Source organism: Flavobacterium tistrianum, assembly GCF_003254545.1.
Lineage (GTDB): Bacteria > Bacteroidota > Bacteroidia > Flavobacteriales > Flavobacteriaceae > Flavobacterium > Flavobacterium tistrianum.
In genome coordinates this window covers 311,153-332,272 of the sequence record NZ_QJRH01000071.1, presented here as the reverse complement: position 1 = coordinate 332,272, position 21,120 = coordinate 311,153, and the positions used below count along the sequence as shown (strand labels likewise).

Sequence of the window (21,120 nt, the reverse complement as noted above, 5' to 3'; positions counted from 1 at the left end):
TTTTTAGTTAGTCTGACAATTAATATACAATAGTCTGTATAGCGTGTGCTGGAATTGTAATTGTCGATTTTCCTATTTGATTTTCTAAAGAATAAACAATCTCTTTTTCAGATTGATTCATTACAATCGTAATCAATTGTCCGTCAGAATTTTTAAAAGAAGTGCTCAATAAAGATTTATCGCTTATGGTTTCAAGCACTCTTTTTGCGTTTGGTTTAATGAATTTTGAAAAATGCCCGATGTAGTAATACATTGGCGTATAAATTAATTCATCTTTTGTAGTATCAGCATGAATTGGCGCAAAACAGAAATTACCAACGTGATTTGGACCTCCATTCTGGTCTAAGAGAATATTCCAGTCTGTCCAACCAACCGTTCCGTTATTAAAATCATGAATCATATTGATTCCGTAACGCTCTGCATTTCCCCAAAACTGATATTTTGAAGCATCAAATTTTTCGATGCATCCTTCTGTAAAAAGCAGGTTTTTATTCGGAAATGCTTCATGAACTTTTGCCACAGACTCGAATTGAGGCGGGCCACCATTCCACGTTTCGTACCAATGAAATCCAATTCCCCATGCGTATTTAGAAACTTCTGGATCTGAGAAAACGAGATTCGCTCTTCTAGTTAGCATGTCTCCACGATTATGATCCCAAATAATAACATTTTTAGAGCCCAACCCTTCTTTTTCTAAAGTTGGTCCAAGATGATTTTTAAGAAAATCTCTTTCTGCTTCTGGAGTATAGATGCAAGATTCCCATCTTTGTTTGGCCATTGGTTCGTTCTGAACCGTCATTCCCCAGATTGGAATTCCTTCTTTTTCGTATTCTTTTATGAATTTGGTGTAATACAATGCCCAAGCTGGAGCAAATTCAGGCAATAAAACGCCGCCGTGCAAAATATCATTATTGTCTTTCATGAAAGCTGGGGGACTCCATGGGCTAACAAATAAGGTTAGTTTCCCGCCGGCTGTTTCAATTGCTTTTTTGATTAAAGGAATTCTATATTTTCGATCGTGGTCAATATTAAAAGTCTTTAGGTCTTTGTCTCCTTCAGAAACATAAGTATAGCTGTCACTGCTGAAATCGCAACTGTGAATGTTTGTTCTTGCCAAAGAATATCCAATACCTTTGTTTTTATCGTAATAGGCATTTAAGAATTCCTGTTGTTTTTTTGGCGATAATTTTGCAAAAACTTCTGCGCTTGCATCTGTAATTGCACCTCCAATTCCGAGGAAGGTTTGATCTGTTTTTTCAGTATTTACAAGAATAGATACTGTTGATGTTTTTTGTTGTTTAGTGTTGTTTTTTGAAATTAAATCATTCGATAATGACAATTTCATGCTGGTATTTTCGGCAGTAGTATAAACCTTTATTTTATTATTTTTTTGAGCTGTTATTTTTGAAGTAAAACAACTTAATTGCATTAAGACAAAGGCTGATAGAAATATTTGAGAGGTAACTTTCATGTTGCTTAAATAATCGTTTTAAAATTAAAAGCAAGAGAAGACTAAAATGGATGATTCAAATTAGTCCTCTACATTACTTTACTACAAAATATTAATAAACAAGTGTTTGTATAGCGTGCGGCGGAATTTTTACTTCTGCCTTTTTATCTCCAATAATCAAATTGTAGGTAAGGTCATTTGCTGATTGGTTCATGACGATAGTTGCCATGGTTCCGTCAGCATTCAAAAAAGATGTGCTCAATAAAGCGCTTTTGCTTACTGCAGTACTTACTCGCACAGCATCTAGACGGATGAACTTTGAAAAGTGTCCGATGTAATAATAAGATGGTGTGTAGATTAATTCTCCTGTTGTAGTATCTGCATGTATTGGTGCGAAACAGAAATTTCCAACATGATTTGGTCCACCGTTCTGATCTAGAAGAATATTCCAGTCTGTCCAGGCAACTGTTCCGTTATTAAAGTCATGAATCATATTGATTCCATAGCGTTCCGCATTACCCCAAAATTGATATTTCGATGCGTCAAATTTTTCGATACACCCTTCAGTAAACATTAATTTTTTATCAGGATAAGCTTCATTTACTTTTCCAACATTGTCAAACATTGGCGCTCCACCAGACCAAGTTTCGTACCAGTGAAATCCCATTCCCCAAACATATTTTGATGCTTCAGGATCTGAGTAAATTACATTAGCACGATAATTCATTAAATCACGGTTGTGATCCCAAACAATGATTTTTTTATTGCCAAGATTTTCTTTTTTCAAAGTTGGCCCAAGATAATTTTTGATAAAATCTCTTTCAGCTTCAGCTGTATAAATACAAGATTCCCAAGTCTGAACTGCCATTGGTTCATTTTGTGTTGAAGTTCCCCAAATTGGAATTCCTTCTTTTTCATAAGCTTTAATAAATTTCACATAGAAATTTGCCCAAGTCTGATAGTATTCAGGAAGTAAGGTTCCTCCTTTTAATACATTTTTGTTGCTTTTCATAAAAGCATTTGGCGACCAAGGTGCAGCGTATGTTGTCAATTTTCCTCCAGCTTTCTGTATAGCTTGTTTTATTAATGGAATACGGTATTGTCTATCATGATCAATAGTAAAAGTCTTCAGATCTTTGTCTCCTTCTTCGATATAAGAATAGCTTCCACTGCTAAAATCAGAACTTTGAATTGTTGTTCTTAGCAAAGAATAGCCGATTCCTTTCTGTTTATCGTAATAAGCATCTAAAAATTCTGCTTGTTTTTCTTTTGAAAGTTTAGCAAATATTTCGGCACTAGCATCTGTAATAGCCCCACCGATTCCCATAAAAGTTTGAAATTTTTTAGCTGGCTGTACAAAAACAGAAGTTTCTGTTTCTAGAGGCTGTTTTGCGGCAGAGAAAGTTAAATTATCTGTAGTGGTTAATCGTAACTTTGAGTTTTCTGCGGTAGTATAAACGGTTATCTTTTTTCCGTTGGTTGTAAACTCTTTTTTTGTTTTTGGCTGTTGTGCAAAAGCTGCAGCAGAAAACAAAAGGCATAAAATTTTTAGGCTATTTTTTTTCATTCGCTCCCAATTATTATGTTTTTAAATTGAAGTTTAGAAGAAATCAAAATCGAGTTCTACCTATAAAGGATTTAAAAAATAGCCCATACTCATAATGATTATGGGCTATTTACAACCAAACTTAAACTTAAACTTAAACTTAACTTAACTTTTTATTTTCGTCGGAATTCAACTTTTATTGGTAGTTAGGATTTTGTTTCAATTTAGTACCGTTAAGTTCTGTGTACGGAATTGGGAAAATCTCATCTGTTCCAGCATCAAAACCTCTGTCAGATAATGCAGCTGCTGCATCTCCCCATCTTACTAAATCAAAAAATCTGTGTCCTTCACCTGCTAATTCCATTCTTCTTTCATGCTTGATAGCAGCTAATGTTACTGGTACGTGAGGTAGTTTTACTCTATCTCTAACTGCATCAAGTAATGCCTGAGCTCTTGGTCCAGATCCTAAAGCTTCTGCTTCCATTAAGTATGTATCTGCAAGTCTGATTACATAAGAGTTTTGTTTGTAGTTCAACTCTGAGTTACCACCACCTGTACTAACATCTGACTGTCTTGGAAGATATTTGTTCAAGAAATATCCTGTATCTTGGTAAGCTGGAATATAATTTGCTTTACCTGCTGCTTTTAATGCTTTTAAATCAAGAATTGTAGCATCTTTACGTGGGTCACCTTGCATTGCATCATATAATTTTTGAGTTGCAACGTTGAAAGCCCATCCTGAAGGAAGGTTTGGTGCAGTAGAACCTGCTGGTCTAGAATATCCTCTAGGTCCAACCATAATGTTTAAAGAGTTTCCTTCGTCTCTACCAGATCCCCAGAATGTCCAATCAGAGTTACCTGCACTACTGTGAGATACTTCAATTAATGACTCTTCGTTAAATTTGTTTGATGTTACCCATAAATCATTATAATCATCTAATAATTTATTACCATATTGGTTTACAGCTCCTGGTGTACCATTTACTTCTGCTAAAACAGCAGCAGCTTCTGTCTTTTTACCTTCAAACAAATACACTTTTCCTAAAAGCGCTTGAGCTGCTCCTTTGTTAAATCTTCCAGCTTCAGTATCTTTCACCACAGTATTTGGTAAAACTGCAATAGCCTCAGTTAAATCTTTCTCGATTTGAGCATAAATTACTTCTGGTGCAACTTGCTCAGGATTATAGATTGTTTCTGTAGATAATGGCTCTAAAACTAATGCGATGTTTTTGAATAGTCTTACTAGGTTAAAATAGTAAAAAGCACGTAATGTTTTAGCTTCGGCAGCAAATCTGCTTCTAACAGCATCATTCATTGATGCTGCCGGTAATTTCTGTAACAACATATTCGCTCTAGAAATACCTTGGTAGTGATCATTCCAGTAACTTCCAGGAATAGTAATGGAAGTAAGCGAGTGTGTAGAGAAATTCTGTATTCCTGTTCCATCTGTAGAACTACCTCCTCCAGCATAAAAATCATCAGAACCAGCATTTAGCATTGCTACCAAATTTTCAAATCCGCCTGTATTTTTTCTAATTGGATCATACACCCCAATTAAAGCGGCATAGCATTGCTGTTCATTAGAAAAGTAAGTATTTGTATCAAATTTTCCTTTTGGGTCAATGGTCACAAAATCTTCAGAACAAGATCCTAGCACTGCCATTGCCACAGCTACATAAATATATTTAAATTTTATCGTTTTCATGATTCTTTAATTTTTTTAAAATTGAACGTTAGCTCCAAACAGAATAGATCTTGCTTGCGGATAAACTCCTTTATCTACACCATAAACCTGACCTCCAATTTCTGGATCAAATCCAGTGTATTTTGTAAAAGTCACTAAGTTTTCTCCTGTTAAGTAAAAACGAACTTTATCTGCTCCAATTTTAGATGATAAATTAGTTGGCATTGTGTATCCAACAGTTACCACTTTTAAACGTAGGTAATTTCCATCTTCAAGATAAAAATCAGACATGTTTGTGTAGTTTTTATTTGGATCATTGTTTGTCAATCTTGGATAATCGTTTGAAGTTCCTTCTCCATGCCAACGATCTAATGCTTTAGTTTGGTAGTTTGCATTCAATACATCTAACCTTCTTAAACCTTGGAAAATTTTGCTTCCAGCAGCTCCTTGAGTAAATGCCATAAAGTCAAAGTTTTTGTAGTCTAAGTTAACAGTAAAACCAAAAGTATATTTAGGCACGTTAGTTCCTAAGAATTGTTTATCATCATCAGTAATCTTTCCATCGTTGTTAGCATCTACCCAACGGAAATCTCCAGGTTTAGCATTTGGCTGAAGTAATCCGCCGTCTTTGTTTTTGTATGCTGCAACTTCTGCATCATTTTGGAAAATTCCAGCTGTTTTAAATCCATAAAACTCGTTAAATGAGTGTCCTACTTGTGTTCTAGTTACAGGTCCCATAGATTGGAAAGTAGCATCTCCAACAATGAAGTTTGTAGATGATCCTACGTATGTAATTTCGTTTTTCAAGTAAGCAAGGTTTGCATTAACACCCAAATTGAATTCTCCAAGTCTTTTCTTGTATCCTAATTCAACCTCAAAACCACTGTTATCCATATCAGCAATGTTTGCAGATGGTGCATCAACTACCCCAACATATCCAGGAATTACAATGTTTCTTAAGATTCCTTTTGTTGTTTTTTTGTAGTAATCAAGAGTAAGGGTAAAATCATTAAATAATTTTGAATCAAGACCAACTGTAGTTTGAGATGTTTCTTCCCATCCTAAGTTTGCATTTGGAAGAGTAGAGTTTCCATAACCTGTAGTAATACCTCCTGAAGTTCCAACAGCATAGTTATAACCTCCAACAACTGTCGCTCTATATTTGAAATCATCAATATTGTCGTTACCTACAACTCCATAACCTCCGCGTAGTTTTAAAGTATTAACTACATTATTTTCTTTCCAGAAACCTTCTTTTGAAACTACCCATCCTAAAGAGAATGATGGGAAAACTCCCCATTTTTTGTTTTCACCAAAACGAGTTGATCCATCACGACGAACAATACCTGTGAAAAGATATTTCTCCATGTAATCGTAGTTAGCACGTAAGAACAATGAAGATAATTTGTGCTCTACGAAGTCACTAGCTCTGTTAACTCTATCAGATTGTGGAATATCGAAGTTAAAAGAAGCATCCTTGTAGCTCGTAATTGGCAATCCGAACATTGTTACACCGATAGAACCACCAATATTTTCAACATAAGCTCCTTGTCCAGCTAAAACACTTACGTTATGATCTCCAAATTTGTTAGCATAGCTTAAAGTATTTTCAAGTGTCCATGCTAAAGATTTATTGTTGTTTTGGCTGTAGTTATTTCTATCAGCTTTCATGTTTGGGTTCAAGAAGAAAACTGGAGTAAACATTTGATCTCCCCAATAAGCTAATTTACCACCAAGGGTAGTTCTAAATTTTAAGTGGCTTGTAATATTAGCCTCTAAATAAGCGTTACCAACAAAATCATCTGACCAGCTGTATCCTCCTAATCTTGTTTGGATATATCCAAGAGGGTTTGTCATCTCTTGTTGTACTAAAGAAGATATTCCGTAAGGATTACCATTTGCATCTCTAACAACATTTGGATTAGTATAAAATCCTGAATTTGCTTCCGTCGGATCAGTAACCACAAGTGGAGTAAGCGGGTCTAAGTTAATCGCAGAGCTTAAAGGTCCACCAAACTCACTGTTTGTATTACCAATACCTTTTGTTTTTTGGTGTGTATATCCAAAAGTTTGTCCAAAAGTAAAGTAATCAGAAATTTTGTGTGTAGAGTTTAATCTGAAGTTTTTCTTTGTGTAGTTAGAAATATCTGTAGTAACGATACCTTCCTGATCTTGAAGTCCGAAAGAAGCGTAGAATGTAGATTTTTCACCACCACCACTAATACTTAATTCATGTGTGTATCTGAAAGCAGAATCATTAAAGATTGCATCCTGCCAATTTGTACCTTTTCCAAATGCTGAAGGATTTTGGTATTTAATTGCACCACCGTCGTTTAAAGATTTTTCATTCATTAAAGTTGCATACTGAGTAGCATTCAACATATCTAATTTTTTTGCTGGAGCTGATATACCTGCAAAACCATTATAGTTTACAGAAATTTTCCCTGCTTTACCTTTTTTAGTTGTAACTAAGATAACCCCCGTAGCCGCACGAGTACCATAGATTGCAGCAGAAGCAGCATCTTTAAGAACCTCGATAGACTCAATATCGCTTTGGTTGATAAAACCAATTGCGTTTGCATCTACAGCGATACCGTCAACAACCCATAAAGGGTCATTTCCACCTTCTCTAAATGTAGTGATACCTCTAACACGAACTTTTGACTTTTCACCTGGCTGTCCAGAAACGGCAGCAACAGAAACCCCTGCTACTCTACCCTGTAAAGCCTGCTCAACTCTTCCGTTTGGTACTTTTTCAAGATCAGCAGATTTTACACTAGAAATAGCTCCAGTTACAACAGATTTCTTTTGAGTACCATATCCAACAACTACAACCTCATTTAAAGATTGTGATTCTGGTTTTAATTGAATTGTGATTTTTGTTCTTCCGTTTACTGCTTCCGTTACTGTAGCGTAACCAATAAAAGTAATTGTTAATGATCCATTTGAAGGTGCCTGAATCTGGAATTTTCCGTCAAAGTCTGACGCAGTAGATTTTGTAGTACCTTTTAATAAAACTGTTGCGCCTGGAACAGGCAAACCATTTTCATCATTAATTATTCCATTTACTGTGACATCCTGAGCCACAGCTATAACCGAGAATAATAAAGATGAAATACAAAAAACAAGTAATTTTGTTAATTTCATTTTTCTAAAAATTTTGGTTAATTAATTAGTAATTTGATGCAATACTAAAACTAAATTTTCACTTTTCACAGGCAAAAATCATTACAAAAACACATCAAAAAGAAAAAAATAATATTATAAAAACACATCAAAAAAAATATAATAAATTGATTATTAGCATTTTAAAAAAATAAAAAATAGTACTAAAGAAAAGTTAATTTCAAAAAAGAACACTACACCATATTTGTAAAGGAAAACTCTAGCAAAAATTATTAAAACTACAACGTGGTAGTAGCACTAAACACTTCGTAAATGGCTATTTATTAAATAATTACAAGGACAAAGTCTTTATTTTTCATAAAAATCAAAAAATAAAGAATATGATATTTTTACCCTACTTTTTTTACATTATTGGCAATAATTTTTAAAGAAGGAAAAATCTTATTTTTGATAAATTTATAAAAAATACCTTACTTTTAATAAGAACTATAAGCAAGAAAAAACGAAATTTCATCTTCTAAAATTGGGAAAAAAGTCATTTTTTTATAAAAATGATCAAGCAAGTCTTTTTAATGTGTAATTCTAAAATCTTGGGTTGTTTTTTTTATTTAAAATACTTCCGAGGAGACTAAGCATCAAAACAAGCAAAAAATAATGTTCGCTAATATTTGATCTTTTTAACACTGCTTGCATATATGTAGGAAAATGGCATTTAGGTCAAATACACCCTTAAAATTGAACTTTCGCAATTTCATATACACTTTATCTTTTCCATTCATACCATATTTTGCAATAATTCGACCTTGATGATAGTAAAAAAAAAAAAAAAAGCCCATAATCGAAATTATGGGCTACCCAGGCAATAAACTTAACTTAAACTAACCATAGTTTAAATCTTAAAATATGCTTGCACAATTTAGAGGGAAGCATAAAATGTTTGAAATTCGAAAAAGGAATTTTTTAATCTTCCTTTTTCGAAATAACTAACACAAAATATATTATTCAGGTCTGTAAACAAATGTCCAGCCAGTTCCAGCGTCTTTTAAACTTCTAGGAACATACAGCACTAATTTGTCTTCTGTTAGTGTAATAATAGTATACTCATTAGCTGTATTTCCAGCTTCATATCCTAAAATTTTTGATTTATTAATGAATAATTTTTTATTGGCAATATCCATAATGAAACTTCCTTTTTCAGCTGCTGCAGAAGCGGTTTGATAGTGATTATAATTTGCGGCACCATTTAAGTCGAAATGCATTTTACCGCTTGCATCCAAAGGAGGGCAGCAATCACCTGCATTCCACCAAGCACTCATAGCAGAATCTGGATTATCTGGAGGAGACATAAACCAATACTGATCACCTGTACCTGCAACACCATCAAAGACCCATGTCTTACCAGCAGCAGTATTGTTACTAACTAAATCGTACCAGTCCTGATCTAATGGAGTGTCAAGTTTATCAACCTGCACGTCAATGGTTTTAGTAAAGAATTCTGCACCTAAAGTACCCACGAATGTAAAAGTAGATTTTCCTGGAATTGGATAAACAATAGTTACTTCGTTAGTTAGCGCTTTTCCTAAATTATAATCCCAATAGCCTGTAACACCAGGAGTGTTCATGCTTAAAGTAATCTTATTTCCGCCAGCAGGGCTTTGCGAACTCTTTAATTCAACCCCCGCAACGTCAGTAGAATTCTGTAAATGCTGTTCATCTACAATCGGGTCACATGCTGCAAAGACCAGCATAAACGCAACAATTAGTAAATATTTTATATTATGAATTTTCATTTTTCTAATTATTAATAGTTATTAAATATTACCAACCTGGATTTTGATTGTAAACCCCATTTAATAGTCTCATTTCTGTTTCAGGAATCGGAACTAATCCTTTTGTTTCTGCTCTATATTTCACGCTATAATTAGCATCAACACCAGAGTTTCTAACTTGGATTACGTCATTAAACGCTGTGTCAACATCTCCCCAACGAATCAGATCAAACCAGTGAAGACCTTCAAAAGCCAATTCGTGCAAACGCTCCGTTTTAATATTTTCAAGAGAATATGCAACAGCAGGTAATTTAGCTCTCGCTCTTACAGCATTCATACCATTCGCTGTTTTAGTAATTTCAGAATGCATTAATAATACATCTGCAAAACGCATGAAAATAAAATCCTGCGCATGCATTAATTGCATATCTGCATTTGGCCAAGCATACATCTGAACAAACATACCTTTATTTGTCCCTGTACCATCGTTGTGCTGTAGTGAAGTGTATTTTTTATTGAAATATCCTGTTTCGTGATCTCCTTTATCTTTGGCGTAGCCAGCCGTACCTTGATCAGCTCTACTCACTTCAAGTATAGAACCTCTTTTTCTAGGATCGGCATCGTCCCAGCCACTATATAATTTTGGGTTTACCGTACACCATCCCCAGCCTTCACCAAAAGGAACTAATGAATTACCACGTAACGAATTAAATAAAGCAAGTCTGTTGGTATAAATATTACCATTTGTCCAACCCCAGTCACCAAAAGAAAACCTTTGAACAAACATAGTCTCAAAATTTCCTGTTCCAAATGTTGGAGTAACACCATCCTGTCCCACCCATGATAAACCTTCTGCAGCTGCCCAAGGCAATACGGTATTATCTCCTGCACTTTTATTTACATAAGAATAAGGCCAAAGATTTCTAAAATCAGGTGTCAATTTATGCCCACTGTTATTGATACAGTCATCTAAATAAGCTGCAACTTGAGCTCCAGTCAGAGAGCCTCCTCCTACCAGTGGTAAATCTGTTGTTGCTTGCTTTTCAATATTACTCATATATCCTGTGTAAAATAGAAATACACGTCCCATATATGCTTCTGCAACCCACTTATTTGCATGTCCATATCTAGAAGTTGGAATACTTGGAAACGGTGTAGCAGGCATAGTTTCGATAGCCAACTTTAAATCAGATGCTATTTGCGCAAATGTTTCAGTATAAGTTGACCTCGCCACCAATCTATCTCCGTCATATTTTACAATTAATGGAACTCCTCCGAAAAATTTAGCTAATCTGAAGTAAAAGAAAGCTCTCATAAACAAAGCTTCTCCAAGAGCTTGTTTTTTAAAATCTTCTGCTTCTTGTGGCGTATTAAAATGTTTTGAAAAATCTGCTAATGGCACTTTTTCAATAATCGCATTTGCTCTAGAAATTCCATTATAGGATTGCTTCCACATGTCACGATACGTATCTTCTGCAGGATCTTCAAAGTTATCTACCCATTTAGCCGATTTATCATCAGGACCTCCACCACCAAACATCATATTGTCCATTAAATTGGCAGCAACTTGTTCTTCGCTATGAACATTTGCTGTATAGATAGCATTGTAAACCCCTGCCATTGCTTCGTTTATATCTGTCGGACTTTTATAAAAACTGTCTAAGCTTTTTTCTGAAAGATTCTCGGTATCCAGATAGTCGTCGCAGCTTGATGCAACAAACATTGCCGAAATTGCTATTATATATTTTAGTTTTTTCATTGTGATTGTATTAATATTAAAAATCAGCGCTAAATCCAAACATCACTGTTCTAGATTGTGGATATAAACCAAGATCAACTCCTGAAGCCCATCCATAATTTTGATTATCTCCTCCCCAACGAACCTCTGGGTCCATACCATCGTATTTTGTGAATGTATATAAATTATTTACCGCTACGTAAAATTTAAGATTTGAGATAAACTTAACATCTTTCAATAATTCATTAAAATTATAACCTAGCGTTAAATTATTAATTCTTAAAAAGTCTGCATTTTGCATATAGATATCAGAAATATAATTTGAGTTTCTATTTGATACAGAGCTTAAACGAGGCATTTTGTTTGAAGTTCCTTCACCATGCCAACGATCAAAAACATCAGAAGTATAATTTTGTTTTGGATTGTCTGCAAACGATCTGTAAGATTGCATTACTTGCATTCCGTATTTTCCAGCCATTGTAGTGTTCAAATAAACATTTTTGTACTCGAAATTTAACTGAATACCCAATTGAAAGTTTGGGTTTGGATCACCTAACATTACTTTATCTTTTTCATCAATCACCCCATCATTATTCTGATCTACAAAACGAACGTCTCCAGGGCGCTGATCATTAAAATATGGCTGTCCTGTTGGACCTACATAAGCATCAACTTCTTGTTGGTTTTGCAAAATCCCAGCAGTTTTGAACCCATAAAAAGACCCGATAGGATAACCTACTTGTGCTCTTGAAATCTCCGAAGTTCCTTGTGATAGCACGTGTGACAATCCATTAATGATACCATTTCCGTTAGCAATTCTAGTCACTTTATTTTTGTTAAGTGCACCGCTTACAGTCGCTCCATATTTAAAACCGCCAATTTTATCTTTCCAAGTTAGAGAAAGTTCAAAACCTTTGTTTTCAATATCTCCCCCATTAATATATGGGTCATCTGCACCAGCAGTTCCAGGATATTGAGCTTTTACTAGCCAATCTTTAGTTGTTTTCTTATACCAATCAAATGTAATTCCTAATCTTGAATCGAATAAACTTGCATCCAATCCAAAATCTAGCTGTTCTGATGTTTCCCAGCTAACATCTGGGTTTGGTACTGTTGAAGGATATGCGGTCTGTCCTGAAACTGGTTTTGTATCTCCAAAAAAGTAACCAGGAAAAGCATATTTAATACTTGATGAATAATAGAATGCATAATCTGTATATTGATTACCATTTTGCCCCCAACTTCCTCTCAATTTCAAGAAATTAAGATATTTTGAAGTACTAGACATAAAATCTTCTTTAGTAACTACCCAACCTGCTGATACTGAAGGAAAATTACCATACTTGTGACCATCACCAAAATTAGAAGATCCGTCACGGCGTATAACAGCAGAAAAAAGATATTTTTCTTTATAGTCATATTGTGCTCTGGCAAAATATGACATTATTCCTCCGCCACCTGCAGCAGTATCAAAACCTGTAGTATTAATATCAGCTACAGAACCAGGATTTTTTGTATTATTTAAATAAGCATATTTTGGATCATTTGGAAACAATAAACCGTTTCTAGAACCATAAACATTGTTATTTACGACATTCTGAAGCAACTCAGTACCGATAACCGCATTAAGATTATGATTCCCAAATTGTTTTTGGTACGAAAGTGTGTTTGTCCAAGTAGTATTCGCACCGAAATATTCAGATTGCGAAGCACCATCAACAGAATCATTGTAAAGCAATCCTAAGTGATAAGTCGGGTTCATAGATCTACTATAACCAAACCAAGAATCAACACCGTAAACCGTTTTAAATCTAAGATTTGCAATAGGTTCAATTTCTGCAAAAACATTTCCTGTTATCTTGTGGTCTCTTGGATAGTTGTAATTGCTTCTATAGTACATTACCGCTAAAGGATTGGTCTGACCTGTAGATAGACCATCCAAAGTTGGAGTAAAACCATACTCATTAATATTTCTGTCTATAGCAGTTTGCCAATATGCTGGTTGTAATGGATTTTGCGTAAGAGCATTATGCAAGTCATTGCTATAAATGTTTCCATTTGAAACATCTCTTTTTTGGATGTTTGTATAGGTTAAATTTTCTCCAACTGTTATAATACTGTGGCTTTCATTCTTTTTTAAAACCATTTGAGTATTCATTCTTGCAGTTAATCTTTTATAGCCTGCATCGATTATATTTCCTCCAATTATACCATCTTGATCAAAGTAAGAAAATCCAAATGAATAGATAATATCCTCGCTACCACCAGTAATATTAAGCGAATGATTTACAACTGGAGCATCTTTTTTAGACATCTCATTTATCCAGTTAGTCCCTGTCCATCCATTTTGCAGTTTCGCCCAAACTTCTTCTCCCAATTGCTTTCCTGCACCAGGATAATTATTATCCAGCCAAGTATTATTAGTAAGCATAGCATGCCAATCGTTTGGAGCAAGTCCATCATTTACACGACCTTCATCCATGATATACATATATTCTTGTGCATTTAAAGGATCAAGATTCTTGTAAATGTTTTGAATTCCGTAATAAGAATCATAGCTAATTTTTGCAGGTCTTCCTTTGCGTCCTTTAACAGTAGTTATCAAAACGACTCCATTAGCAGCTCTCGAACCATATATCGCCGCTGATGCCGCATCTTTAAGAACATCTAAAGACTCAATATCAGAAGGGTTTAGATAATCAATATCTCCTACCTGTACACCATCTACAATGTACAAAGGGTTTGAATTTCCAATTGTCCCGATACCACGGATCACCACTTTTGTACCTGCACCCGGCGTACCACTATTTCTGGTAATGCTAATACCTGGTGCAATTCCTTGGAGTGCTTCCATCGCAGAGCCTGTATTTAATTCCTGCAATGTTTCTCCTTTAAAATTTGTTGAAGCACCCGTAACCAAAGCTTTCTTTTGTGTACCGTATCCGATAACCACAACTTCATTTAAACTTTGTGACACCGCTTTCAGAGCAATTGTAAGCTTGGTTTTTCCGCCTATTGCCTCATTTACAGTTTCAAAACCAACGAAACTAATTATTAAAGTTCCGTTAGAGGGAGCGCTGATCTGAAATTTCCCATCAAAGTCAGAAGCAGTTGCTTTATTGGTACCCTTTACTAAAACCGTCGCACCTGGGACGGGTAATCCACTTTCATCATTAACGATTCCGTTTATAGTCACATCCTGAGCAAATGCGACAACTGAAAACAGTAAAGATGAAACACAAAAAATAAATAATTTTGTCAATTTCATTTTTCTAAAAATTTTGGTTAATTAATTAGTAATTTGATGCAATTATAATGTTAAATTTTAATAAGTATTAGATTAAATTTCTTTACAAAAACACTTCAAATTAAATTTTAACACTCTACAAAAACACAACATTTATTACATAATTAATTAATTTACAGCTGTTTAATTTAAAAAAAAAAATGTTACAAAAATGTTAATTAAAAAAAACGTATATTACATTAATTTAACAGTCACATTTGCGTTATAAATTAAAAATAATTTAAAAATTACGATTTATTCTAATTGATAAATCAACAATTTAAAACCAAAATAAAGCATTTATAATAAAAATATATTTAAAATTTTATGAAATCCATAGCTACATCTTTTGCATTGATTTTATTATTTTTCTTACAAATAAAAAGTTTTTCTCAAGTAAAAAATATCGGAATTCCAGACATAAAAAATTATAAAAGATCAGAATATAAAGGTGGAACTCAAAACTGGAGTATTGATCAGGATAAAAATGGAAACATTTATTTTGCAAATAATAGCGGTCTAATTCAATTTGACGGTTCAAACTGGCATAAATATTCCTTACCAAATAAATCTGAGATCAGAAGCTTAAAAATTGATGCTATAGGAAGAATATTTGTTGGAGGAAATAATGAATTTGGGTATTTTAAAAATGACGAAAAAGGAATTTTAAAATATCATTCTTTATACAATCTATTAAGCCCGATAGACAAAGAAAACATTAATCTTATCTGGAGAATTCACATCTTTAATGGAGAAGTTATTTTTCAGTCCTTTAGCAAAGTATTTTTTCTAAAAAATGAAAAAGTAACTACTTTAACTGCTCCGCATAAATTTCAATTTTCATTTTTGGTAAACAACCGTCTGTATTTTCAGGACAAAACTTTAGGTCTGCTAGAATATAAAAACAGAAAACTTACTGCTATAAAAGGCACTACTGTTTTTAATGATAAGGAAATATGGTCTCTTTTTCCATTATCAAACAACAGATTATTATATGCCACTTTGGAGAAAGGGCTTTTTGTGTCTGAAAATGGCATTATCAAACCATGGACAACAGAAGCCAACGAGTTTATCAAGAAAAACACTTCTCTTGGAGGAGCCATTATCAAAAACAAATTTATAATACTTAATTCTGTTTTAGACGGGGCTATTATCTGCGATTTGAATGGAAAAATAATTCAGCATTTAAACCGTCAAAAAGGAATTCAAAATAATACCATTTTGGCTTCTTTTGTAGACAAAAAAAACAATATCTGGCTGGGACTTGATAATGGTATTACTTTTATAAATGAAAATTCGCCCTTTTCTTATTTTGATTACAGCTACAATATCGGAACAGTATATGCCTCAACAACTCATAATGGAAATCTATACGTAGCAACAAACCAAGGCTTATTCTATCATCCTTGGGGAGAAACATTTAAAGACAGTCCATTTACAAGAGTTGAAGGAACAATTTCTCAAGTGTGGAATATTCAGGTTATCAACAATGTACTAATATGCGCCAGTAACAGCGGAGCATTAATTATTGAAAACAATAGGGTATCAAAAATACTAGACAATAAAGGATATTTTGGGTTTAAAAAAATACCTGATCATGAAAACTATATAATAGGCGAAAGTTATAACGGATTTTCAGTTTTCAAACGATCAGCATCAGGATACGACTACTTACATCAGGTGAAAGGTTTTGATGAAACGACCAATAATTTTTCTGTAGAAATAGACGCAAATTATTTATGGCTGAAGAAAAATCCTTTCCTTTATCAGGTAAAGCTTTCTGAAGATTTACAAAGATTCGATTTCATAAAAAAGCATGTTAACATTTCGGAAAAATTTAAAGGAATAAATAGTCTTCAAAACATTAACGGCAAAGTATATTTTCAAGTAAAAAATCATTTTTACAGATATTCTGTCGAACAGGAAACATTTTTTGAAGATAAAAAAATCACCAATTTATTCAACGGAATCCCAACAATCAATACTTTAATCGAGGATTCAGCAGGAAATCTTTGGTATGCATTTAATGAATCGCTCGGCGTATTAGTCAAAAATAAAAATGGAACTTTTACGAAGAAACAAGCTATATTTTCTAATTTAACAGGGAATCTAGTAAACAATTATATTTCAGTTAATGCGATAGATCCTCAAAATATTTTCATTGGTCTAACAGATCGTTTGGCACATTACAACTCGACTATTCCGAACACTTTCATGACAAAACCGAAAGCTTTTATTGAAAGCTTTACCAATCCTGGAGATACAATTTTAACCGGCAATCTTACAAGTAAACTGGAATCATACAGCATACCTTATAAATACAATCGTGTCAAATTTACTTTTGCATCACCAACGTATGAAAATCAGGAAAATGTAATGTATTCGTATAAATTAGAACCTTTTGAAGAAAATTGGCGCGGCTGGTCGTCTACTGCCATCAAAGAGTATACGAATTTAAGGGAAGGCAATTATGTAATGAAGTTGAGAGCCAGAAACAGTTATGGCATAGAATCAAATATTACTGAAGTAGAATTTACTGTATCACCTCCTTGGTACAGACATTTTTTGGCTTATTTATTTTACTTGGTACTCATTTTACTTGGAGCTTATTTAATCTCTATCAGAATCAAATTGAAGATTAGAAAAAACAGATATTACGAAACCATCGAACAGAGAAGATTATACCTTGAAAAGGAATCAAAAATCAGGCATGAACAACATGATTTGGAAAAAGAAATTGAAAAACTAAAAAACGACAAGCTTCAAATTAAAATTTTAGCAAAAGATAAAGAACTAGTAAACAACTCGTTACAAGTTGTAAAAAAGAATAAAGTTTTAAATGGAATCATTCATAAACTGAAAGATATCGATACTGCAATATTGGATGAAACTACCAAAGCAGAGTTCAGCAAACTGCACAAAAGTATTGTAAAAGAAGTAAATACAGATAAGAGCTGGAAAGACTTAGAAAAACATATTAAAAACGTTCATTTTGAGTTCTTAAAGCGTTTAAAAGGACAATATCCAACTATTTCTCCAAGAGAATTAGATTTGTCTACTTATTTATTAATGAACATGTCTACAAAAGAAATAGCCGAAATCATGAACATTTCAACTGGCGGAGTCGAATTGGCGCGTTACCGCTTAAGAAAGAAATTAGGCTTAAACAAAAAAGAAAATCTAATCGGATTTCTAATGAGCATTTAAAAATAAAGCCATTCGTATAGAATGGCTTTATTTTTTTTTTAAATATAATCTAATGTCCTCTCTAAGGCCATGCCTCGCGAACCTTTTATTAATATCATATTAGAATCAAATTTGAAATCTTTTAGAAATTCAGCAAAGGCATCAAATGTTTCAAAAAACTGAATGTTCTCATTCGAAATCTTATTAGCAAAAAAAGATTTTCCCAATAAGAAACATTGCGATTCTTTCTGATTTGCTAAAGAATCAACGATAACCTTATGCTCATAAAGACTTTCGTCTCCAAGTTCGAACATATCGCCAAGAATCATAATTTTATTTTTCTTGTCTAATTGCAGGAAATTGGTAATTGCAACAGCCATACTGCTAGGATTAGCATTATAAGCATCTAAGATAATCTCATTTGAGCCTTTTTGCATCATCTGAGACCTATTATTTGCTGGAATATAATTTTCGATAGCGTTCTTTATATCGCTTTCTTTTACATCAAAGTATTTTCCAATTGCTACAGCTGCATTAATATTATTAGCATTGTAAAGTCCAATTAAATGAGATTCTATAGTAAAATCATTGTATTCAATTGCTACAAAAGGATTAGCTTTAATATTCTGAATATTTAAATCTGCATTTTCCTTTTTTACGCCAAAAGTAAATGATTTTATTCCTTTTGATTTTTCAATCTGAACGAGATCTTCCAGATTTACAAAAACTGTTTTCTGGTTTGCAGCAAGGTACTGATACATTTCGCTTTTACCAGCAATTACTCCTTCAACCCCGCCAAAACCTTCCAAGTGCGCTTTTCCGAAATTAGTTATATATCCAAAATCAGGTTGTGCAATCTGGCATAAAAACTCGATTTCTTTTTGATGGTTGGCTCCCATTTCAACAATACCAATCTCAGTTTCTTTGGTAAAAGAAAGCAAAGTCAATGGTACGCCTATGTGATTGTTTAAATTGCCAATAGTAGCTTTTGTCTTAAACTTTTTTGACAACACAACGTTGATTAATTCTTTTGTTGTTGTTTTTCCGTTACTTCCTGTCAGAGCAACAATCGGAAGAGCCAAATAAGTTCTATGGAATTTTGCCAATTCCTGAAGCGTTTGAAGGCTATTTTCTACCAAAATAGTTCTATCATCAATGAAATAAGATTCATTGTCTATAACAACAAACAAAGCCCCCAAGTCTAAAGCTTCTTTAGCAAATGTATTAGCATCAAAATTCTCTCCTTTAATAGCAAAAAACATCGAATTCTTTTCGATTTTTCTTGTATCAATTGATAGAGAACTGCATTGTAAAAACAAGTTATGAATGTCTTGAATATTCATTTATATATTTTTTAATAAGTCATAAAAGTAGAAAAAAACAATAAAAAAATTCCAAATTCCAGACCGAATATTCAGCTTTTGGAATTTGGAATTTTTATTATTTGAATTCCTAAATATTAGTTTCTAGGAGATTTTCTTCTTTCAGATTTTGAACCTACTCTAGACATTGCACATCTGAAACCAATGTAATCAGTTGCCATATCTTGAGGGAAGTATCTTCTTTGAGCTGGATCTAACCAGTAAGCTCTATCTCTCCAAGATCCTCCTTTGTAAACTCTAACTTTATCATCGATCAAAGTTGTACGTTTACTAGAGTTATCATATTTTCTTATCATTTTTCCTAAACTGTCTGTTGTAACGTTGTGTTTAGGAGAGTTGTACATTGCCTGATCTGCTTTAGGTCCAGACTCTGAATCACCAAAATCAAAAAATCTAGAAGATTGCTTATCACCATCTCTGTAGTTGATGTTGTCGCTTGTACTGAAATTTTGTCTTAAATAAGTTTCTTGTTCGTCAACTGGTACTTGAGCAATTTCTCCTGGAAGGTTTCTTGCAATAACTTTACCGTTGCTTAAAGTGTCATATTTAATAGTAGATGTTGTAACGATTTCAATTTTACCATCTTTACCAATTTTGTTTTTCGCATATTGGTTACCTCTGTAATAGTTGAAATCATTTGCTTCGTTATCAATAATAGGTCTATAAACGTCAGCTACCCATTCTGCAACGTTTCCTGCCATATCATATAGACCGAAATCGTTTGGCGCATAACTTTTCACAGCATTTGTGATATCTGCTCCGTCATCTGACCAACCTGCAATTCCACCGTAGTCACCGTTTCCTTGTTTAAAGTTAGCCAATTGGTCACCTTTGTTTTTACGTTTGTTAGAACGAGTGTAATCTCCAGACCAAGGATATTTCTTTTGTCCTTTGTAGATATTATATTCTCTTTGTCCAACATCAGCTGCAGCTGCATATTCCCATTCTGCTTCAGTAGGAAGTCTGTATTCTGGTAAAATAATTCCAGATGAACGCTGTGCATAAACATTTTTCTCTTCTGGCACAACACCATCTTTACCTGCTTTAGGTCTTCTTCCGTCAGGATTTTTCTTTAATACGATTTCTTCACTTGCACCACGTGATGTACTTGGAGACATTAAATATCCTTCAGTATTAAATGCATTTTCAGCATTTACATCATTTGTTTTAGCTCCTTTTTTAAGATAACCGTTTTTCTCTAATACAGCCTCGTTAACACGGTCTGTTCTCCATTTACTAAATTCAACAGCTTGAATCCAGTTAACACCAACTACAGGATAGTTAGCATAAGATGGGTGTCTTAAATAGTTGTTGGTCATCGTTTCGTTGTATCCTAAACGATTTCTCCATACTAATGTATCAGGAGATGCTCCTTCGTAAATGTTTTTGTAATTTTCTTCTGTTGGTGGAAAAACTTTCTTTAACCACTCTAGGTATTCTAAGTACATACCGTTCGTAACTTCGGTTTCATCCATATAGAATGATTGAACGTGCTGTTGAGTTGGTGTGTTATTCCAATCGTGCATAACATCATCCTGTACTTTACCCATAGTAAACGTACCTCCTTCAACAAAAACTAAACCAGGACCAGCCTGTTGTTTTTTACCTGCATTTCTGGCAGCAGTTCCATTCTGACTATCTACATCCCAGCCAGTAGCTCTAGAAGCGTGAGTGGAACTCGATTTTTTGCTACAACTAGCCGTGCCCAACATCAATACCATTGACATCATTAACTGCAAGACTACAATTTTGTTTACTTTCATACTCATTCTTAGGTGATAAATTTAGGTGCTGCAATATAATAATTAACATTTAATTGGCAACATCTGTTCTAATAATTTTATTTAGCTGTTTTTTACCAGAAAATAACCTTTAGTTACGAACGCAAAAATATACTTTTTATTATTACTATAACATGAAATACTATATTTTTACTTACTAATTATTTTTTAA

The 21,120-nt window shown here is 33.7% G+C and carries 10 protein-coding genes; 1 reads left to right on the top strand and 9 read right to left on the bottom strand.

Going from position 1 to position 21,120, the window contains the following annotated elements:
• Positions 1-19 precede the first annotated feature (19 nt).
• The 7 genes from DMB71_RS16395 to DMB71_RS16365 form a co-directional block, all read right to left on the bottom strand.
• The gene (locus DMB71_RS16395) at positions 20-1,429 is read right to left on the bottom strand and encodes a glycoside hydrolase family 30 protein (RefSeq protein ID WP_239452992.1); all 1,410 of its coding nucleotides are present in this window, start codon (positions 1,427-1,429) and stop codon (positions 20-22) included.
• 133 nt (positions 1,430-1,562) lie between these two features.
• Positions 1,563-3,017: a glycoside hydrolase family 30 protein gene (locus DMB71_RS16390; RefSeq protein ID WP_111367905.1), complete on the bottom strand. Its 1,455-nt coding sequence runs from the start codon at positions 3,015-3,017 to the stop codon at positions 1,563-1,565.
• 175 nt (positions 3,018-3,192) lie between these two features.
• Complete coding sequence (locus DMB71_RS16385) at positions 3,193-4,701, bottom strand: RagB/SusD family nutrient uptake outer membrane protein (protein WP_111367903.1); 1,509 nt, start codon at positions 4,699-4,701, stop codon at positions 3,193-3,195.
• A 15-nt stretch (positions 4,702-4,716) separates the two neighbouring features.
• Positions 4,717-7,827 (bottom strand): SusC/RagA family TonB-linked outer membrane protein, encoded by a 3,111-nt coding sequence (locus tag DMB71_RS16380; RefSeq protein ID WP_111367901.1) that lies wholly within the window; start codon positions 7,825-7,827, stop codon positions 4,717-4,719.
• A gap of 977 nt (positions 7,828-8,804) precedes the next feature.
• The gene (locus DMB71_RS16375) at positions 8,805-9,596 is read right to left on the bottom strand and encodes a hypothetical protein (RefSeq protein ID WP_111367899.1); all 792 of its coding nucleotides are present in this window, start codon (positions 9,594-9,596) and stop codon (positions 8,805-8,807) included.
• Positions 9,597-9,624: 28 nt separating this feature from the next.
• Positions 9,625-11,334, bottom strand: a complete 1,710-nt coding sequence (locus DMB71_RS16370; RefSeq protein ID WP_111368066.1) for a RagB/SusD family nutrient uptake outer membrane protein — start codon at positions 11,332-11,334, stop codon at positions 9,625-9,627.
• 16 nt (positions 11,335-11,350) lie between these two features.
• Positions 11,351-14,581 carry a SusC/RagA family TonB-linked outer membrane protein gene (locus tag DMB71_RS16365; RefSeq protein WP_111367897.1) on the bottom strand — a complete coding sequence of 1,077 codons (3,231 nt, stop codon included), beginning with the start codon at positions 14,579-14,581 and terminating at the stop codon, positions 11,351-11,353.
• Positions 14,582-14,926: 345 nt separating this feature from the next.
• Here DMB71_RS16365 and DMB71_RS16360 point away from each other — a divergent pair, with 345 nt between their 5' ends.
• Positions 14,927-17,806 carry a helix-turn-helix and ligand-binding sensor domain-containing protein gene (locus tag DMB71_RS16360; protein WP_111367895.1) on the top strand — a complete coding sequence of 960 codons (2,880 nt, stop codon included), beginning with the start codon at positions 14,927-14,929 and terminating at the stop codon, positions 17,804-17,806.
• Positions 17,807-17,844: 38 nt separating this feature from the next.
• On the opposite strand, the gene DMB71_RS16355 is transcribed toward DMB71_RS16360, so the two are convergent.
• Both DMB71_RS16355 and gldJ read right to left on the bottom strand, forming a co-directional pair.
• Positions 17,845-19,128, bottom strand: coding sequence for a UDP-N-acetylmuramoyl-tripeptide--D-alanyl-D-alanine ligase (locus DMB71_RS16355; protein WP_111367893.1), 1,284 nt, complete (start codon positions 19,126-19,128; stop codon positions 17,845-17,847).
• Between the two features lie 116 nt (positions 19,129-19,244).
• On the bottom strand, positions 19,245-20,930 hold the full coding sequence (gene gldJ / locus DMB71_RS16350; protein WP_111367891.1) for a gliding motility lipoprotein GldJ: 1,686 nt from the start codon (positions 20,928-20,930) through the stop codon (positions 19,245-19,247).
• Positions 20,931-21,120: the final 190 nt, after the last annotated feature.

Bases quoted from the DNA above. Each gene is read 5' to 3' on its own strand.
- gldJ (WP_111367891.1), bottom strand. From the start codon at position 20,930: ATGAAAGTAAACAAAATTGTAGTCTTGCAGTTAATGATGTCAATGGTA.
- DMB71_RS16390 (WP_111367905.1), bottom strand. From the start codon at position 3,017: ATGAAAAAAAATAGCCTAAAAATTTTATGCCTTTTGTTTTCTGCTGCA.
- DMB71_RS16395 (WP_239452992.1), bottom strand. From the start codon at position 1,429: ATGCAATTAAGTTGTTTTACTTCAAAAATAACAGCTCAAAAAAATAAT.
- DMB71_RS16375 (WP_111367899.1), bottom strand. From the start codon at position 9,596: ATGAAAATTCATAATATAAAATATTTACTAATTGTTGCGTTTATGCTG.
- DMB71_RS16380 (WP_111367901.1), bottom strand. From the start codon at position 7,827: ATGAAATTAACAAAATTACTTGTTTTTTGTATTTCATCTTTATTATTC.
- DMB71_RS16365 (WP_111367897.1), bottom strand. From the start codon at position 14,581: ATGAAATTGACAAAATTATTTATTTTTTGTGTTTCATCTTTACTGTTT.
- DMB71_RS16360 (WP_111367895.1), top strand. From the start codon at position 14,927: ATGAAATCCATAGCTACATCTTTTGCATTGATTTTATTATTTTTCTTA.
- DMB71_RS16385 (WP_111367903.1), bottom strand. From the start codon at position 4,701: ATGAAAACGATAAAATTTAAATATATTTATGTAGCTGTGGCAATGGCA.
- DMB71_RS16355 (WP_111367893.1), bottom strand. From the start codon at position 19,128: ATGAATATTCAAGACATTCATAACTTGTTTTTACAATGCAGTTCTCTA.
- DMB71_RS16370 (WP_111368066.1), bottom strand. From the start codon at position 11,334: ATGAAAAAACTAAAATATATAATAGCAATTTCGGCAATGTTTGTTGCA.